Here is a 16368-nt window from a genome sequence, read left to right on the forward strand (position 1 = left end):
GATCTATTCATCACCACCACTGCGAATCGAGCTCGCATCCGGCCCCGCTGACCGAGACGCCCGGACGGTGTCCGGGGCACCGGGCCGGTGCCCGTCCCCTGGAGGTCACCGATGACGCAGACCGCCGCCGACCGTTTTCCGACGAAACACCTGCCCGGCGTCACCGTACGGGAACTACCCCCACCACCCCGGTCGGCCTGGTCGATCATCGGACCGGGGGTGATCGCGGCCGGCGTCGGTCTGGCGTCCGGCGAGTTCGTCCTCTTTCCGTACATCGCCTCGCAGGTGGGGCTGGTCTTCCTCTGGGCCGCCGCGGTCGGCATCGTCACCCAGTGGTTCCTGAACATGGAGATCGAGCGCTACACCCTGGCCACCGGCGAGACCGCACTGACCGGCTTCTCGCGGTTCTGGCGGCACTGGGGACTGGTCTTCGCGATCATGGTCTACTTCGCCAACCTCTGGCCGGGCTGGGCGTCCAGTTCGGCCACCATGCTGACGTACCTGTTCGGCGGCGACGCCACCTGGATCGCGGTCGGCCTGCTGCTGCTGATCGGCGCCACCCTCACCCTGGCCCCGGTGGTCTACACCGCGCTGGAGCGGGTCGAGTTCGTCAAGGTCGGGCTGGTACTCGTCTTCATCGCGGTCGCGGTGGTCTTCGCCATCTCGGCCCGGGCCTGGGGCGACCTGCCGACCGCGGTGACCGCCCCGGAGTTCCCCACCGAACTCGGCTTCGCGCTGATGCTCTCCGCGCTCGTCTTCGCCGGTGCCGGCGGCGGGCAGAACCTGGTGCAGTCCAACTGGATCCGGGACAAGGGCTACGGCATGGGCAGCTACGTGCCCCGGCTGGTCAGCCCGGTCACCGGCCGGGAGGAGGCGGCCCCGGACGGTCGCGGCTTCGTCTTCGAGCCGACCGAGCAGAACCTGGCCCGCTGGCGGCGCTGGTGGCGGCTGGCCAACCGGGAGCAGGCGGTCACCTTCGCGCTGATCTCGTTCGTCACCATCGTGCTGACCTCGCTGCTGGCCTACTCCACCGTGTACGGGGTGCCCGGGCTGGCCAACGGCGTCTCGTTCCTCCAGGTCGAGGGGGAGCGGCTGAAGGAGATCGTCGGTCCGTGGTTCGGCACCCTGTTCTGGGTGGTCGGAGCGCTCTCGCTCTTCGCCGCCGCGATGGGCATCGTCGACTACACCAGCCGGCTCGCCGCCGACGTGCTCAAGACGGCGTACCTGCCCCGGTTCTCGGAGAGCCGGATCTACTTCGCGCTGGTCTGGGGGCTGGTCGGGCTCGGCTGCGCCATCCTGCTGGCCGGCTTCGACCAGCCGCTGATCCTGCTGGTGATCTCGGCCTGCGTCGGCGGGCTGATGATGTTCTTCTACTCGATCCTGCTGCTGCTGCTCAACCGTCGGGTGCTGCCCGAGCAGATCCGGCCCCGGTCGTACCGGGTGGTGGCGCTGGTCTGGTCGATGCTGCTCTTCGGGGTCTTCTCCGCGCTGACCGTCTGGCAGCAGGGCGACCGGCTGCTCGACTGGCTGCGCTGAGCGGGACGGAGCCCCGACCCGTCGCCGTACGGGCCGGGGCTCCGACACGTCACCGGGTCAGCCGCACGGCACCCCGTTGACCGTGAACAGCACCGGATTCGGGTTCGGGCCACCGGCCGTGGTGGCGTTGAAGCCGAACATCTGGCTGGCGCCCGGCATGATCCGCGAGTTGTACGACTCGTTGCGCGCGGTGACCCGGGCACCCGACTGGGTCACCTTCGCCATCCACGCCTCCCGGACCTTCTGGTCGCCGTTGAACGCGAAGCTCAGCGTCCAGCCGTTGACCGGCGTACTGCCGGTGTTGGTGATGGTCGCCTGCCCGGTGAACCCGCCGCCCTCGGCCCAGGCGCCGTGGTTGACGTACGTCACCCGGCAGCCGGAGCCGGCCGGCACCGAGGTGCTGCCGCCCTGGTCGGCCAGGAACGAGGCGATCCAGGCGAGCGCCGAGTTCCAGTTGATCGCCACCTCGTTGGTGGCGTACGAGGCGATGTCGTCGACGTAGCAGAACATCGGTGCGCATCCCTGGAGCAACTGCTCGGCGAACGGGTCGTCGAGGCTGGCGTTCGCGCCACCGGCGATCGAGCCGGCCGGCGGGTTCGGCAGTGACTCGTCGTACTGGTTGCCGAAGATCCGGCTGTGCTGGTTCTTCGAGGCCTTCTCGCCCCACCCGGTCACGTACGACTGGTTCAGCGCGTTGCGGCCGAAGATGTAGTCCATCCCCTGCACCGCGCCGTCCCGGTACTTCGGCTGCCCGGTGAGGTCGAAAGCGGTGGCCAGGACGACGGCGTTGTTGATGATGTTGCTGTTGGCACCCCAGAAGTAGCTGCCCGGGGTGCCGGGCATCGGCAGCCCGTACGCCTGGCCCTGTGCGGTGGCCAGGTAGCCGTCGGCGGCGGCCACCACCGAGGCGCGGATCCGGTCCCGCTCCGCCGCCGGCAGGCCGCTCGGCACGGTGGCCAGGTCGAGCCGGCCGAGCGCGGCGGTGCTGCCCCAGCCGAAGCCGTGCGCGCCGAAGACCTCCTCGTCGTCGGTGTGGTGCGCCGAGGCGGTCAGGTCGGCCAGGTAGGACGCTTCGCCGGTGCTCAGGTAGAGCTCGGCGGCGGCCCAGTAGAACTCGTCGGTGACGTCGCCGTCGCTGTACGAGCCACCGCCGTTGCCGTCCTGCGGGTCGGCGTACCGGGTCGGGTTGGCCTTGGCCGCCGCGTACGCCGTGCTGGCCGCGGTCCGGCAGCGCTGTGCGAACGCGGCGTCGTACGGGGCGTACAGCCGGGCGCACTGCGCGGCGGTGGCGGCCAGGTTGAGCGTCGCCGCCGTGGACGGCGGGTGCAGTTCGCGCAGCTCCGGGTCGTCCTCGGGTTGCAGCGGTAGCCCGGTCCAGTTCTGGTCGTGGATCTTGTGGTGGGCCATCCCGGCCAGCGGCTGCCCGGCCGGTACCTGCATCCGGAGCAGGAACTCCAGCTCCCAGCGCGCCTCGTCGAGGATGTCCGGCACGCCGTTGTCGCGTTCCGGCACCCGCAGCGTGCCGTCGGCCAGCGCCGCGCCGCCGCCGGCGGTGGGCGCGGTCTTGGTCCGCTCGAAGGCGCTCAGGAGCTGGTAGGTGGCGATGCCGCCGTTCACCACGTACTTGCCGTGGTCACCGGCGTCGTACCAGCCGCCCCGGACGTCGAGGCGGTAGTCGCAGACCCCGGGCTGGCACGGTACGTCGGTGTCGCCCCGGTTCGGCGCCACCCCGAGGTGCCCGGCCGGCCGGGCGTACGCCTCGCCGACCAGGTCGCCGTCGATGGCGATCCCGCTGCGCTGGATGTAGAAGAACTGGAGCGAGTCGGAGCGGAGCTGCTTCCAGACGTCGGTCGAGATGTCGAACGGGTGGCTGGTCTGGCCGTCGGCGGTCAGCGTGTAGCCGGTGCCCGGGGTGCGGAAGGCGGAGAAGTCCACGCCGTGCACGTTCTGCGCCGATGCCTGGTCCACGCCGCGCGGGGTGCTCTGCCCGCTGGCCAGCACGGCACCGGCGGCCGACTTCAGCTCCCAGCCCAGCGGCTCGGTGGCCTCGGTGACGATCGTGGCGTTCTTTGGCCCGGCCGGCAGGTAGCCGACCTGGTTGACCCGGACCCGCGGCCCGGTGTCCGGTACGTACGGCGGCTCCTCCTCGCCACCGAGCAGCGAGGCGTTGTCCAGGCAGAAGGTGTATGCCGAGGCAGCGCCGCCGACCTGGAACGCCACCTGGGCGACCTCGGTGTCGGCGGTGGCGGTGAAGGTCCGCTCGATGTGCTGCGCCTCCGGGCCGAAGGTGATGTCCTCGGCGAAGAACGAGGTGTACGGGTCGACGCCGAGCTGCACCGCCACCCGCACGGTCGCGCCGGGTGCGGCGGAGGCGTCGAAGGAGAGCGTGTACGACTCGCCGTCGATCAGCGTCACGTCGTTCTGCCCGACGCCGCCGTCCCAGGGGTTGGCCAGTCCGCCCGGCACCTCGGAGCAGAGCCGGCCGTCGGTCACCGCGGTGGAGGTGGTGCCGTAGGAGTACCAGCCGGAGGTACCCTCGGCGAAGTCGCCGTTGGTCAACTGCTCGGCACCGCCCGGTGGCGGCCCGGTGTCGGCGTCACTGGTCAGCGAGACGTCGTCCAGGCAGAACGTGTACGCCTCGGCGGCGCCACCGAGCTGGAACGTGAGGGTGCCGTTGGCCGAGTCGAGGGTGCCGGTGAACTCGTACCCGAACTCCTCGGCGGTGGCGGCGAGCGCGACGTCCCGGGAGAAGACCGTGGTGTACGGCTCCTCGTTGAGCTGGACGTTGGCCTTGACCGTGACCGGTGCGCTGGCCGAGGCGCGGAAGCTCAGCGCATAGCTGGCGCCGTCGCCGAGCGGGATGGTGTTGTGGCCGAGGCTGGCGTCCCAGGGGTTGGCGAGGCCGCCGGGGACCTCGGTGCAGAGCTGGCCGTCGGTCGCGCTGAGGGTGAGGTTGGCGGTGGACCACCACGGCGCGGTGCTGTCGGTGAAGGTGCCGTTGACGATGTGTTCGGTGACCGCCAGGGTGCCGGCGGAACCGTCGGGCCGGGCCTGCGCCCCGGTGGCGGTGCCGGTGAGCAGCAGGGCGGCGGTGGCGAGCAGGGTGACCGCGCGGGAGGACCGGCGGTGGCGGTGGCGGGGTCGGAGCACGGGGGATCCCTTCCGGTGGGCGTGCCGCCAGCGGGCCCGCAGCACTCGGGTTCGCGGCGGTGAAACCGGCAGCGCTGGTGGGAGCGCTCCCAATACGGAGCCGATGTTGCCAGTCCGTTTCTGGCATGTCAATCGACCGAGCTGGATCGAATTCCGGCCCGGTGGACGGCTGCGGACCGGCTACCGGCGCCGGAACGGCTTGCGATTCGTGATCACCGTAGCCACGTACGGTAAATTTCGATCGCCACTCCGGTCCGTTGGTGATCTACTGCAAGCATTTCGGCCGTCTTTTTGGCAGGCTGCCAGCCATGAGCCTGAAGCTGCGATCCGTGGCGGTGAGCGACCGTGGCCTGATCCGGGGCGCGAACCAGGATTCCGTGCACGCCGGACCCTGGCTGCTCGCCGTTGCCGACGGCATGGGCGGAATGGCCGCCGGCGACCTGGCCAGCACGATCGCCATCGACGCGATTCGGCCGCTGGACGTGGAGACTCCGGAGGAGGGGTTGGTCGCCGCCCTGCAGGGCGCCGTGGACACGGCGAGCGCGGGCATCCGGGCAGCGATCGCCGAGGACCCGGAACGGCAGGGCATGGGCACCACCCTCACCGCGCTGCTGCTCGCCCGTACCGGTGCCTGCCTCGCCCTGGCCCACGTCGGCGACTCCCGGGCGTACCTGCTGCGCGGCGGCACGATGACCCAGCTCACCCGGGACGACACCTTCGTGCAGATGCTGGTCGACGAGGGGGTGATCAGCCCGGAGGAGGCGCACAGCCATCCCCGCCGGGCGGTGGTCACCCGGGCCCTACAGGGCGAGCCGGTCACCCCCACCTACACCACCGTGGTACCCCAGCCCGGCGACCGGTGGCTGCTGTGCAGCGACGGGTTGTCCAATGTGGTCCGCCCGGACAGCCTGGCCGAGGCGCTGCTCGGCTACCCCGACCCGGCCGGCTGCGCACAGCGGCTGGTCGACCTGGCCCTGCGAGCCGGCGGGCCGGACAACATCACCGTCGTGGTCGCGGACGTCGTCGACACTCCCTGACCACACCCGCGCCGGCTCCTCGACGGGTACGACGCAGCTGAGGCGTCGAGCGTGGCAACGCGTGGTCCAGGCTGACGAAGGTTCAGCGGCCGGCTACCCGCGGCGGGGTTGCAGGCCGCGGGTCGGGGGCGCCCCGGTCGGGTCCGCCGGCCACGGATGCCGGGGATAGCGACCGCGCAACTCGGCACGTACCTGCGGATAGCCGGTCCGCCAGAACGAGGCGAGGTCCCGGGTCACCGCGACCGGACGGCCGGCCGGGGAGAGCAGGTGCAGCAGCACCGGCACCCGCCCGTCGGCGATCCGGGGCACGTCCCGCCACCCGAACGTCTCCTGCAACTTGACCGCCAGAACCGGTGCCGCCGGATCGGAGTAGTCCACCCGGTAGCGTGACCCGCTCGGCACGGCGAGCCGCTCCGGGGCCAGTTCGTCCAGCCGGGCCGCCTCGCGCCACGGCAGCAGCCGGCGGAGTGCCGCCGGGACGTCGATCCGGGCCAGGTCGGCCCGACGCCGGGCGGTGGCCAGCTCCGGACCGAGCCACTCGTCGGCCCGGTCCAGCAGGGCCGCGTCGGTCACCTCCGGCCACTCACCGCCGAGGGCCTGCCGGCAGAACGCCAGCCGAGCCCGCAGCTCCCGCGCCGGCCGGGTCCAGGCCAGCAGGTCGAGACCGACCTGACGCAACCCGTCCCGCAGCGCGGCGGCGACCCGGGCCGGATCCGGCCGGGCCAGCGGGCGGTCCAGCAGCACTATCGCGCCCAGCCGCTGCACCTCGCGGGCCACCACGTCCTCGCCGGACCAGGCGATCTCCTGCTCGCGCCGGAGCAGCGCGGCACCGGCCTCCCGGGCGGTGGCCCCGTCCACCACCGCCGCCTGACGGATCACCGCACCCCGGCGTCCCGGTGCCCGGTCGGCCACCGAGATCGCCAGCCACTCCGCCCCGGCCAGCGGCGAGCCCGGCGCCAGGTCCGCCGCGGTGCCTCCGGCCATCAGGTACGTCTCGGCGCCGGCCTGCCGGGCCCGGGCCAGCCGCTCCGGGTACGCCAGCCCGACCAGCAGCCCGGCGGCCAGGTCGTCCGGCAGCTCCGGCCCGGCCTGCCGGCCGTCCCGCCCGGCCCGTCGGTTGTCGGCCCTGTTCCGTCGGTCGTCGGGCCCGTTCCGTCGGTTGTCGGGGCCGTTCCGTCGGTTGTCGGGGCCGGTCCGTCGGTCGTCGGGCCCGTTTCGTTGGTCGTCGGGCCCGCCTTGTCGGTCGTCCGGCCCGGCGGAGGGGGGCGACTCGGCGGAGGTGGGCGACTCGTCGAGGGCGGCCCGAAGCCGGTTCACCTCCGCCCGCCACCTGGTGCCGGCGGGGTCCGTACCGGAGCGGAGCCGGCGCCAGGTGGCGACCAGGTCGTCACCGGGAGCGGACTCGGCGAGCACCGCGACCACCTCGGCGGCCCGGTGCGGTCGCACCCGGGCAGCGCCGTCCAGCAGCGCCCGGGCCAGCCGTGGATGCGCGCCGACCGCTGCGATCGCCCGGCCCCGTCCGGTCACCCGGCCGTCCGGGGCGACCGCACCGAGTGCCTCCAGAGTGGCCCGGGCCACCTGCATCGCCGCCGCCGGAGGCGGATCCGGCAACGCCAGCCCGGTGCCGTCCGGACGCCCCCAGCAGGCGAGCTGGAGCGCGAAGGAGGTGAGGTCGGCTACCGCGATCTCCGGCTCGGGCTGCGCGGGCAACCGGTCGTGGTCCGCTGCCGACCAGCACCGGTAGACCCGGCCCGGCGCCTCCCGGCCGGCCCGCCCGGCCCGCTGGGTCGCCGCCGCCCGGGAGACCGGCACCGTCACCAGCGCGCCGAGTCCACGGGCCAGGTCGGTCCGGGCCACCCGGCTCAGCCCGGCGTCGACCACCACCCGCACCCCGGGCACGGTGAGGCTGGTCTCCGCGACGGCGGTGGCCAGCACGACCCGGCGTCGACCGGCGGCCGGGCGGAGCGCGGCGTCCTGCTCGGCACTGGACTGCCGGCCGTGCAGGCGTACCAGGTCGGTGCCGGCCAGCCCGGTCAGCCGGCCGGCGACACCGTTGATCTCCCCGGCGCCGGGGAGGAAGACGAGCAGGTCGCCGTCGTGCTCGGCCAGCGCCCGGCGTACGGTCGCCGCCAGGTGGTCGAGCAGCCGGGGATCGACCCGCAGCCCGTGCGGCGGATCCACCGGCCGGGGCGGCGGTACCCAGACCACGTCCACCGGGTATGCCCGACCCTCGGCACGCAGCACCGGGGCCGGCTCCGCGGCCGTGCCGAGCAGCGCGCCGAGCCGCTCCTCCTGGGCGGTCGCGGACATCGCCAGCAGGTGCAGCTCCGGCCGGAGCGCCGCCCGGACCTCGATGCCGAACGCCAGGGCCAGATCGGCGTCGAGCTGCCGCTCGTGAGCCTCGTCGAGGAGTACCGCACCGACACCGGGCAACTCCGGATCATGCTGGAGCCGCTGCACGAGCAGGCCGGTGGTGACCACCTCGATCCGGGTCCGGGCACTGGTCCGGCGCTCGCCGCGCACCGCGTACCCGACGGTCTCGCCGACCCGTTCGCCGCGCAGCTCCGCCATCCGGCGGGCGGCGGCCCGGGCCGCGACCCGGCGCGGCTGTGCGACGACGATCCGCCCGTCGACCTGGTCGGCCAGCGCCAGCGGGACCAGCGTGGTCTTGCCGGCCCCGGGCGGCGCCACCAGCACTGCGGCGCCACGCTCCGCCAGCGCCTCGGTCAGGGCCGGCAGGATGTGCCGGACCGGCAGGTCGGCGGCGGATTCGGACGGTGACACCGGGCCAGTGTCGCACCGGCGGCACCGGCGGACGGGATCCGGGCGGGCCGCGGTCAATCCCGGGGCAGCAGCGGGCCGAGCGGTCCAAGGTCCAGGTTGAGGTCCTCCGGCGTCAGGCCGAAGTGCTCCCGCAACTCCGTCATCTGCTCGTCCAGCGCCATCAGGGTGTTGCCGACCCGCTCGATCTGCTCCTCGGTCAGGTCACCCTGGTCGATCCGGCGCAGCGCCTGCCGTTCCGTCAACTGCCGCAGCAGCTCCACGATGGTGAGCACCAGCCCGGCCAGGCCACGCTCGACCCCACCCCGGTCCACCTCGACCCGCCCCGGCCGGGGCTGCTCCGGGCTCAGCACGGCGTACCGCCGTCGGTCGCGTCCCGTCCGTCGGCGGCGCGTACGGAGGCGAGCAGCGCCCGCAGCGAGACGTAGACCAGGTCCACGTCGGCGATCGACAGCACCAGGTCGCCACTGACCACGACTCCGGTGGCGAGTACCCGGTCGAGCAGGTCGACCAGCGCGACCGGCCGGCTGTCCACCACCTCCCGCCCGGTCACCGCCGCACCCCAGCAGCGTGGGCCGCGCCGGTACCGGTGTCGTCGAGCCCGCCGGTGTCGTCGAGCCCGGCGAACGAGTACGGCGGCCACGGGCCGGTCAGCTCCAGCCGGAGCATCGGGTACCGGGCACCCAGCTCCCGGACCAGGTTCCCGAAACCCGCCGCCCGGCCGCCGGGCAGCAGGTAGGCGCCGTTGAGCACCATCGGGTCCGGTACCCCGGTCAGGCTCCGGTCCTGCGGCCGGTGCCGGCGGGCGGCCTCGGCGTACCCGGCCAGCGCCGCGTGTACCGCTTCGGCGCCCTCCGCCGCAGCCTGCCGGGCCGCCTCACCCGCCGTGAGCGCGGCGCGCCGGCGGCGCAGGTACTCCGCCCCGGCACCGCCGCCGGCCGACCGCGCGGCCGTCGTCGCCGACTCGTCGGCCACCCGCATCGAGCACGCCTTCACGCCCCACTCGGCCCGGTCGGTGAGCCGGTCGAGGGCGGCGGCGAATCCCGTCCGCCGCTCGTGCAGCCCTGCCCGGAGCGCCGGCTCGTCCCGGTAGACGGTGGCCAGCCGGGTCGGCAGGGCCGGGCCGAGCCGCCAGACCGCCTCGATGACCCGGTGGTGGGCGTTCGCCGCCGCCTCCAGCCAGCGCAGGTCGCCCAGGTTGCGGTGCAGCGCCGCCTCGCCGTACTCGTCGAGATCCACCGGCGTCACCACCGCGACCAGCTCGTCGACCCGTACCACCTCGACCGGACTCCCGCCGGTACCGGTGAGCCCGGCCATCCGTTCGGGCCGCAGGTGCCGGGTCACGGCGTGCAGCCAGATCCCGGATCCGCCGCTCATCGTTCCTCCTCCGTCCGCCGATCGGTCAGGTCCGGCAGCGCCCGGTCGGACCGCCCCGCGTCGGAACCCGACCCGACGGACGGGCGGGAACGGCCGCCGAGGAACGGATCGTGCTCCCACCAGTCGATCCCCATCTCCCGCGCGGTGTCGACGGAGGCGACCACCAGGCGCAGCTTGATGGTCAGCAGTTCGATGTCGAGCAGGTTCACCCGGATGTCACCGGCGATCACCACGCCACGGTCGAGTACCCGCTCCAGGATGTCCGCCAGGTTGCCGGTGTCGCTGGTCGCCGGGCGGCCGTGGCCGTAGGCCGGTTGTGGCATCGACATGTCGGTCACCCCGCTCCGGTTCCGCTGTCGCCGCGGCCGCGCGGATAGCGCCGGGTCCGCCGATAGCCGGCCAACTCCCCGCCGGTGTCCAACTCCGTCCGATAGACCGCGAGGATGTCCGCCGAGGAGGGCACCCGGGCGTCCTCGACGACCTCCACGCCGACCACCCAGCCTCGCTCCGTGCGGTCCAGCGAGGTGACTCCGGTGACCTGCTTGCCGGTCAGGCCGGCGATGTGCCGCGCGCCGTTCCGGGCCGCGACCTGTGCGGAGACCACTGCGGCCGGGCTCGCACGCCGCCGTGCCGGCCGCCGCCGGCCCTCGGTCCGATCGTCGTCGTAGTAGTAGTGGTTGTCAGCCTGGTCGTCCGAGCCGGCGTCGGCCCGGTCGTCGTCGTACTCGTACTCGTCCTCGTCCTCGTCCTCAGTCTGGTCGTCGTCGTACTTGTCCTCAGCCTCGTCGTCGGTCCGGTCCCGCTCGTCCGCGTCGTCGTCGTACCGGTAGTCGTCGGGGCGGTCGTCCTCCTCGCGGTAGTCGGCCTCCTCGCGGTGGTCGTCGGCCTGGTCCGGGTAGCCGTCGTGTTCCCGGTAGCGGTCGGCGCGGTGAGTGCGCGCGGCCATGTCATCTCCCTTCGGGTACCGCGTCCGACACATCGGGTCGGGCGATCAGGCGGTCGAGGATCCGCTGCTCTGCCTGCGCGAGTTCCGGTTCGGAGATCTCGCCGGCCGCCGCCGCCTCGGCCAGCTCGGTCAACTCGCGCTGCACGTTGACCGGGTCGTGCAGTTCGCGTTCCGCCTGGTCGCGGAGGAGCCGGGCCAGCCCGGTCAGTCCGCGTACCGGGCCGAGCGGCAGGGAGAGCAGGATGCCCAACACGGCCGTCACCGCCCCGACGCGGAGGGGACGAAGTCCCAGGGCGCGGCGGGGCCGACCGTCCGCACGGTCGCCCAGTCCCGCCACGCGTCGGCGAGGTCCCGCACCGCGTCCGTGAAGGCCGCCCGGCGCCGTCGCTCGACCAGGAACGCGACCCGGGCGGCGTCCTGCTCGTGGTGCGCCGGCAGCGGCGCCTCGGCCAGGCAGTACGGGGCGAGCGCTCCGGTCAGCCACTCGGTGTCGGCCGCCCGGTGCGCCTCCACCGCCCGAGCGACGATCTCGCCGAGCCGGATCCGCAGGTCGACGTCGGCCTCCGCCGGCCGGTCCCGCAGCCGGTCGCGCAGGTCGGCGGCCTCCGGCTCCTCGGCCAGTACGCCGGCCAGCAGGGCCCGCTCGACGTACCGGGCCCGGACGACGTACTCGACCCGGCCGTCCAGCTCGGCCAGCGCGGCCCGGTACTCGTCGTGGCGCAGCGCCAGCAGTTCGGTCACCGCCGCCGTACTCGGCAGCACCGTGCCGAACCGGACCGGCAGTACCGGGACCTCGGCGGTCACCGCGACGCCGTCCAGCAGGTCACGGTAGGCCAGCAGGTCCTCCGGACGTCCCAGCCGTACGTCCAGGGGCGTCTCGCTGACCAGGGCGGCGACGTCGCCGTACCGGATCGTGCCGACCGGCCCGAGCGGGTCGCCCAGGCCACGGGCCTGCGGGGTCACCTCGACATCCGCCGGTACCAGACCGTAGAGGAGCTGCCCGGCACCGGAGTCGACGGTGGACGTGGGTGCCATCTCAGTCCTCCTCCCGGCGACGGCGGCGTGGGACGCGGTCCCGCTCCCGGCCGCTGCCGCCGACGATCTCGCCGAGGGCGTCCCCGGCCTTCTCCGCCAGTCCGGCCTTCGGGCCGGACACGAGGTCGGGCAGACCCTTGTCCCGGGTCGCCGACAGGTCGAGTCGATTCGTCGCCTCGGCGAACCGCAGGTAGGTGTCGACGCTGGCCACCACGACCCGGGCGTCGACGGTCAGCAGCCGGATGCCGACCAGGCTGATCGCCAGGTGGGCGTCGATGACCACGCCCTTGTCCAGGATCATTCCGACCACCTCGGCGAGGTCCGAGGAGCCGCCTCCACCGGACGGGGTGCCGCCCGTCCGTCGCACGATCTCCGTCATCGCCGTCCTCCTCCACCGCCGCTACGTCCGACCCGCTCGGCACGGACCCGCTCGATACCGCCGTCACTGCGTTTGGCACGGCCGCCGCTAGGCTCCGCACGGCCACCGCTACGTTCGGCACGGCCACCGCTACGTTCGGTACTGTCGTCGCTACGTTCGGCACCGCTGGGCCCGCCGCCGCCGCGTCCGGTGCGTGCGTCCCCGCCCCGGCCGCTGGCGCCGGACCGTTCCGTCGCGTCCCGGCGCCGCTGCCCGGCGCCGTCCGGCGGTTCGGCCGAGTCGTCGTCGCGGACGACCTGCCCTTCCCGGATCTCACCCCGCCAGCCCTGGATCTCGTCCGGGTGCAGGATCGCCCGGGTCATCACGTGCCGGGCGAAGTGCTTGAGTTCGAGGCGTACCCGGCGGCCCTGGGCCCGCCAGAGGTTGCCGGTCCGCTCGAACAGGCCCTGCGGGTGGTACTCGAGAACCAGCAGGATCCGGGTCAGGTCGGGGGCAATCTCGTGAAAGGTCACCGCGCCGTCGACCGAGCCCTTGTCACCGGTGGACCGCCACACGATCCGCTCGTCCGGGACCTGTTCGCTGACCGTGGACCGCCAACTGCGGTGTGACCAGAAGATCTGTGCCTTCCAGGTCAGTTCCTCGGCCGAGGTCCGCTCGACGTGCTCCACCTTCTTCATGAACCGGGGGAAGTCCTCGAACCGGGTCCACTGGTCGTACGCCAGCCGCCGTGGCACGCCGACGTCGATCGACTCCACGATGTTGGTCACCTTGAGCTTCTGCTCCGCGCCGCCGCCCCGGCCCAGCGCCGTCCGGACCCGCTCCTTGACGGCGGCCAGTCCGGCGGCCAGCCCGGCCCGTACCGGGGAGGAACCCCCGGCCAGCCGTTCGGCACCGGCCTTCGCCGCCGGGCCGGACGGGCCGCCGCGCTCGGCGTATCGGGCGAGCCGGTCGGTGGTGCCGCCGATCCGGCTGGTCGCAGCCGCGACGACGTGCTCACCGGCCGCCCCGGCCAGGCCCCGGAGCGCCTCGGTGAGTCCGGCCGAGCCCGCCGCCCGCCCGCAGGTGGGCCGGCTCTTCGCCACGCCGGTGGCCGGGCTCATCGGGTCCTCCGCCGGACCGCAGCGGCCTCGGGCGGAGTCCGGCGTCGGGCCGGTTGCCGGGACGTCGACCCGGGACGCTTCCGCTCGCTTCCCCGCCCGGCAGCCGGACGGGTCCGAGCCAGGTCGTCCGCGTCAGCCGCGTCTTCGCTGTCGTCCACGTCTTCGGTGTCGTCCGCGTCGGCGTCCGGGTGGTCGACGTCGCCGTTCCGCAGCTCGTCGTTCCGCAGGTCGTCCTCGGTGCCCGGCTCCTCGTCCAGCGAGTCGTCGTCCTCGTACCGGTCCTCCTCGAACTCGTCGAGGTCGTCGTCCTCGGCGTCGGCCTGTCGCCGACCCCGGCGGACCGTCGGGCGGATGTCCGAGAGCTTCCGGCGTGAGCGCTCGGCGGGCTCCTCGGGCTCGTCCGGTCGGCCCCGTCCGGCTGCGCGCTGCCGGTCGGTCCGTTCCTGGAGCCCCGCGCTGACCGAGTCGATCCGCCGGGTGACGGCGCTGGTCGCCGCGGCCCGGGTCGCCGCGACCAGCGGTGCGCCCAACTCGGCGATCCGGCCCAGTTCGGAGGAGGCGCCGAGCAGCTTCGCCCCCCGGCGCAGTAGCCGGTGATCGCCGCTGAGTCGTCCGGCCACCACCGCACCGCCCAGCACCGCGACCAGACCCAGTTTCCGGTGTCGGCCGACCAGATAGCCGACACCGGCCCCCAGTGCAATCTGCGTCGCTCTATTCATTCGTCGTCCCCTTTGCTGAGTCCCTGGCGCTGCGGCCATTCGGCGAACGCATTCGTCTAGCCCCAGGCCGTACCCGGGGTGCCGGCGAGGAAAAACGCCTTCCAAAATTGATGTGACGCAGGCCACGGCGCTTTCGGAAACCGGAAACATATCGACCTCTGAGCTGGCAACTCGTCGACAGAGCTCGACGCGACATCAATGGCACGACGGGTGATCGAGGCCGGGAAACGGTAAGCGGACGCGCGAGGAGAAGAGCGTTCGCATCAGGGGCCGGAACGGACGTATGCGCCCACTCTTCGCACTGATTCAGGCTTCTCGGTCGGGTTCACCGGTCGGCGACTTCGGATGTCCTAGACTGGCCCGCCGTGAGCGTGCCGCCGGGCCGGGCCCCGGGAGACCTGCTGGTGCACCTGCGCCGGGCCCGCGACCACGCCGACCGGCACTACGCCGAGTCGCTGGACCTCGGCACCCTCGCGGCGGTGGCCGGGATCAGCAAGTACCACTTCCAGCGCCTCTTCACGGCGACGTACGGGGTCTCCCCGGCGGCGCACCTGAGCCGGCGGCGGGTGGAACGGGCCCAGGACCTGTTGCGGGCCACCAACCTCACCGTCACCGAGGTCTGCCACGCGGTCGGGTTCGCCAGCCTGGGCTCGTTCAGCAGCAGGTTTCGGGAACTGGTCGGCGAGACGCCGCGCGAGTTCCAGCGCCGCTGGGCCGCCAACGGTGCACCCCGGATCCCGGGCTGTTTCGTGTTCATGTGGGGGCTGGCCGAGCGCGGCTCCGCAACCGGGGAGAAGCCGGGGTCCGGCGACCGCTCCTAGCCTGGTCGCATGATTACCAACATCTCGATCACCAGCGTGTTCGTGAAGGATATCGACGCCTCGAAGTCGTTCTACCTCGATGTGCTCGGCTTCGAGGAGCACACCGACATCACCCTCGCGGACGGTTCCTACCGGTGGTGCACGGTCAAGCACCCGAACCAGCCGGAACTACAGGTGCACCTGACGCTTCCCGGGCCGCCGTACTCGCCGGAAATGGTGACCGCGATCAACCGGGAGATGGACGCCGGTGGCGTGTTCGGGATCGGCCTGCAGGTGGACGACTGCCGCAAGACGTACGACGAACTGCGGGCCAAGGGCGTCGAGTTCATCCACACCCCGGAGGAGCGCCCGTACGGCGTCGAGGCGGTGGCCCGGGACAACTCGGGCAACTGGATGGTGCTGGTCGAGTCGCGGGAGTACTCCGCCGCCGACTTCGACTGACTCCGACTCCCCTGCTGGCCTGCCGTGGTCAGAGGTGGAAGTCGCGGCGCATGAGCCGCGCCGTTCGGGTGGGACACCGGCCGCCGGGTAGGGCGGAGGTGTGTCTGCGCTCAGTACGTGTCGGCGAGTTGGCTGCGGAGTTTGGTGAGGGCGCGGGTGAGGAGGCGGCTGATGTGCATTTGGGAGACGCCGATTTGTTCGGCGATCTGGGATTGGGTGAGGTTGCCGTAGAAGCGGAGGGTGAGGATTTTTTGTTCGCGTTGGTCGAGGGTGGCGAGGGCGGGGCCGAGGGCGACGCGGAGTTCGGCGAGTTCGTATTCGTTGTCTTCGGTGCCGAGGAGGTCGCCGAGTTCGGTGGTGCGGTCGCCGTCGCCGGTGGGGGTGGACAGGGAGACGGCGTTGTAGGCGCGGGCGCCTTCGAGTCCTTCGAGGATTTCTTCTTCGGTGAGGTGGAGGTGGGTGGCGATGTCGGTGATGGTGGGGGAGCGGCCGAGGGTTTGCAGGAGGGTGCTGTTGGCTTCGCTGATGGCGAGGCGGAGTTCTTGGAGGCGGCGGGGGACGCGGATGTCCCAGGTGCGGTCGCGGAAGTGTCGTTTGAGTTCGCCGATGATGGTGGGGATGGCGTAGCCGGCGAAGTCGACGCCGCGGGTGGGGTCCCATTTGTCGATGGCTTTGATGAGGCCGACGGCGGCGGTTTGGGTGAGGTCGTCGGTGGGTTCGCCGCGTCCGCTGTAGCGGTGGGCGAGGTGGTGGGCGAGGGGGAGCCAGGCTTCGATGGCTTTGTCGCGGAGGGCGGGTCGGGAGGGGTGGTGTGCGGGTAGGGCGGTCATGGCGTGGAGTAGGTCGGTGGCGGTGTCGGTGAGGGCGTGGTTGTCGGTCCGGGTGGTGGTTGTGGTGGCGGTCATGGTGGTCCTCCCTGCGCTGAAGTGGTGGCGGGGACGGGGGTTGTCCGGTGGTGGGTGGTCGGTTGGTGGGTGGTGGTGTGGCTGTTCAGGCATCACCTTAGCCCGTTGGTATTGGTTGAGGCTAGCCGAACGGCTGATGTA

Annotated in this window: 16 protein-coding genes and 1 pseudogene; 4 read left to right on the plus strand and 13 right to left on the minus strand. The window is 72.7% G+C overall.

From position 1 onward, the window contains the following. Positions 1-111: 111 nt before the first annotated feature. Positions 112-1536 (plus strand): Nramp family divalent metal transporter, encoded by a 1425-nt coding sequence (locus R6Y94_RS31155; protein ID WP_318399419.1) that lies wholly within the window; start codon positions 112-114, stop codon positions 1534-1536. Positions 1537-1593: 57 nt separating this feature from the next. On the opposite strand, the gene R6Y94_RS31160 is transcribed toward R6Y94_RS31155, so the two are convergent. Further along, a complete protein-coding gene (locus tag R6Y94_RS31160; protein WP_318399420.1) occupies positions 1594-4686 on the minus strand; it encodes a glycoside hydrolase family 9 protein in 3093 nt (1030 codons plus the stop codon). A gap of 308 nt (positions 4687-4994) precedes the next feature. Here R6Y94_RS31160 and R6Y94_RS31165 point away from each other — a divergent pair, with 308 nt between their 5' ends. After that, the gene (locus R6Y94_RS31165) at positions 4995-5723 is read left to right on the plus strand and encodes a PP2C family protein-serine/threonine phosphatase (RefSeq protein WP_318399421.1); all 729 of its coding nucleotides are present in this window, start codon (positions 4995-4997) and stop codon (positions 5721-5723) included. 93 nt (positions 5724-5816) lie between these two features. On the opposite strand, the gene R6Y94_RS31170 is transcribed toward R6Y94_RS31165, so the two are convergent. From R6Y94_RS31170 to R6Y94_RS31220, 11 genes and pseudogenes are all read right to left on the minus strand, one after another. After that, a complete protein-coding gene (locus R6Y94_RS31170; RefSeq protein ID WP_318399422.1) occupies positions 5817-8507 on the minus strand; it encodes an ATP-dependent RNA helicase in 2691 nt (896 codons plus the stop codon). A gap of 53 nt (positions 8508-8560) precedes the next feature. Beyond that, positions 8561-8857 carry a gas vesicle protein K gene (locus R6Y94_RS31175; protein ID WP_318399423.1) on the minus strand — a complete coding sequence of 99 codons (297 nt, stop codon included), beginning with the start codon at positions 8855-8857 and terminating at the stop codon, positions 8561-8563. Beyond that, positions 8851-9057, minus strand: coding sequence for a gas vesicle protein (locus tag R6Y94_RS31180; protein WP_318399424.1), 207 nt, complete (start codon positions 9055-9057; stop codon positions 8851-8853). The genes R6Y94_RS31175 and R6Y94_RS31180 overlap by 7 nt, the downstream gene beginning before the upstream one ends. Further along, on the minus strand, positions 9054-9881 hold the full coding sequence (locus tag R6Y94_RS31185) for a GvpL/GvpF family gas vesicle protein (protein ID WP_318399425.1): 828 nt from the start codon (positions 9879-9881) through the stop codon (positions 9054-9056). Before R6Y94_RS31185 ends, R6Y94_RS31180 begins: the two co-directional genes overlap by 4 nt. Beyond that, a complete protein-coding gene (locus R6Y94_RS31190; protein ID WP_412102929.1) occupies positions 9878-10210 on the minus strand; it encodes a gas vesicle protein in 333 nt (110 codons plus the stop codon). The genes R6Y94_RS31185 and R6Y94_RS31190 overlap by 4 nt, the downstream gene beginning before the upstream one ends. Before the next feature lie 5 nt (positions 10211-10215). Continuing rightward, positions 10216-10827, minus strand: coding sequence for a gas vesicle protein GvpO (gvpO, locus tag R6Y94_RS31195; protein ID WP_318399426.1), 612 nt, complete (start codon positions 10825-10827; stop codon positions 10216-10218). A 1-nt stretch (position 10828) separates the two neighbouring features. Then, positions 10829-11089 (minus strand): gas vesicle protein GvpG, encoded by a 261-nt coding sequence (locus R6Y94_RS31200; protein ID WP_318399427.1) that lies wholly within the window; start codon positions 11087-11089, stop codon positions 10829-10831. Further along, complete coding sequence (locus R6Y94_RS31205; protein WP_318399428.1) at positions 11086-11862, minus strand: GvpL/GvpF family gas vesicle protein; 777 nt, start codon at positions 11860-11862, stop codon at positions 11086-11088. Before R6Y94_RS31205 ends, R6Y94_RS31200 begins: the two co-directional genes overlap by 4 nt. 172 nt (positions 11863-12034) lie before the next feature. Next, positions 12035-12241: pseudogene (gene gvpJ / locus R6Y94_RS45365) on the minus strand (gas vesicle protein GvpJ); the annotation flags it as partial. Then, entirely contained in the window at positions 12238-13341 is a 1104-nt protein-coding gene (locus R6Y94_RS31215; protein ID WP_318399430.1) for an SRPBCC family protein, read from the minus strand. The gene R6Y94_RS31215 and the pseudogene gvpJ, both read right to left, overlap by 4 nt. Next, the gene (locus R6Y94_RS31220) at positions 13338-14060 is read right to left on the minus strand and encodes a hypothetical protein (protein WP_318399431.1); all 723 of its coding nucleotides are present in this window, start codon (positions 14058-14060) and stop codon (positions 13338-13340) included. The genes R6Y94_RS31215 and R6Y94_RS31220 overlap by 4 nt, the downstream gene beginning before the upstream one ends. Before the next feature lie 365 nt (positions 14061-14425). Here R6Y94_RS31220 and R6Y94_RS31225 point away from each other — a divergent pair, with 365 nt between their 5' ends. After that, positions 14426-14881, plus strand: coding sequence for an AraC family transcriptional regulator (locus tag R6Y94_RS31225; protein WP_318399432.1), 456 nt, complete (start codon positions 14426-14428; stop codon positions 14879-14881). 9 nt (positions 14882-14890) lie between these two features. Further along, entirely contained in the window at positions 14891-15322 is a 432-nt protein-coding gene (locus R6Y94_RS31230) for a VOC family protein (RefSeq protein ID WP_318399433.1), read from the plus strand. 110 nt (positions 15323-15432) lie between these two features. On the opposite strand, the gene R6Y94_RS31235 is transcribed toward R6Y94_RS31230, so the two are convergent. After that, positions 15433-16227, minus strand: coding sequence for a SigB/SigF/SigG family RNA polymerase sigma factor (locus tag R6Y94_RS31235; RefSeq protein ID WP_318397248.1), 795 nt, complete (start codon positions 16225-16227; stop codon positions 15433-15435). Positions 16228-16368 lie beyond the last annotated feature (141 nt).

It is taken from the genome of Plantactinospora sp. KLBMP9567, assembly GCF_033446045.1.
Lineage (GTDB): Bacteria > Actinomycetota > Actinomycetes > Mycobacteriales > Micromonosporaceae > Plantactinospora.

Excerpts from the sequence above, each read along its gene's own strand:
- R6Y94_RS31155 (WP_318399419.1), top strand. The coding sequence starts at position 112 with ATGACGCAGACCGCCGCCGACCGTTTTCCGACGAAACACCTGCCCGGC.
- R6Y94_RS31165 (WP_318399421.1), top strand. The coding sequence starts at position 4,995 with ATGAGCCTGAAGCTGCGATCCGTGGCGGTGAGCGACCGTGGCCTGATC.
- R6Y94_RS31185 (WP_318399425.1), bottom strand. The coding sequence starts at position 9,881 with ATGAGCGGCGGATCCGGGATCTGGCTGCACGCCGTGACCCGGCACCTG.
- R6Y94_RS31190 (WP_412102929.1), bottom strand. The coding sequence starts at position 10,210 with ATGTCGATGCCACAACCGGCCTACGGCCACGGCCGCCCGGCGACCAGC.
- gvpO (WP_318399426.1), bottom strand. The coding sequence starts at position 10,827 with ATGGCCGCGCGCACTCACCGCGCCGACCGCTACCGGGAACACGACGGC.
- R6Y94_RS31205 (WP_318399428.1), bottom strand. The coding sequence starts at position 11,862 with ATGGCACCCACGTCCACCGTCGACTCCGGTGCCGGGCAGCTCCTCTAC.
- R6Y94_RS31215 (WP_318399430.1), bottom strand. The coding sequence starts at position 13,341 with ATGAGCCCGGCCACCGGCGTGGCGAAGAGCCGGCCCACCTGCGGGCGG.
- R6Y94_RS31220 (WP_318399431.1), bottom strand. The coding sequence starts at position 14,060 with ATGAATAGAGCGACGCAGATTGCACTGGGGGCCGGTGTCGGCTATCTG.
- R6Y94_RS31230 (WP_318399433.1), top strand. The coding sequence starts at position 14,891 with ATGATTACCAACATCTCGATCACCAGCGTGTTCGTGAAGGATATCGAC.
- R6Y94_RS31235 (WP_318397248.1), bottom strand. The coding sequence starts at position 16,227 with ATGACCGCCACCACAACCACCACCCGGACCGACAACCACGCCCTCACC.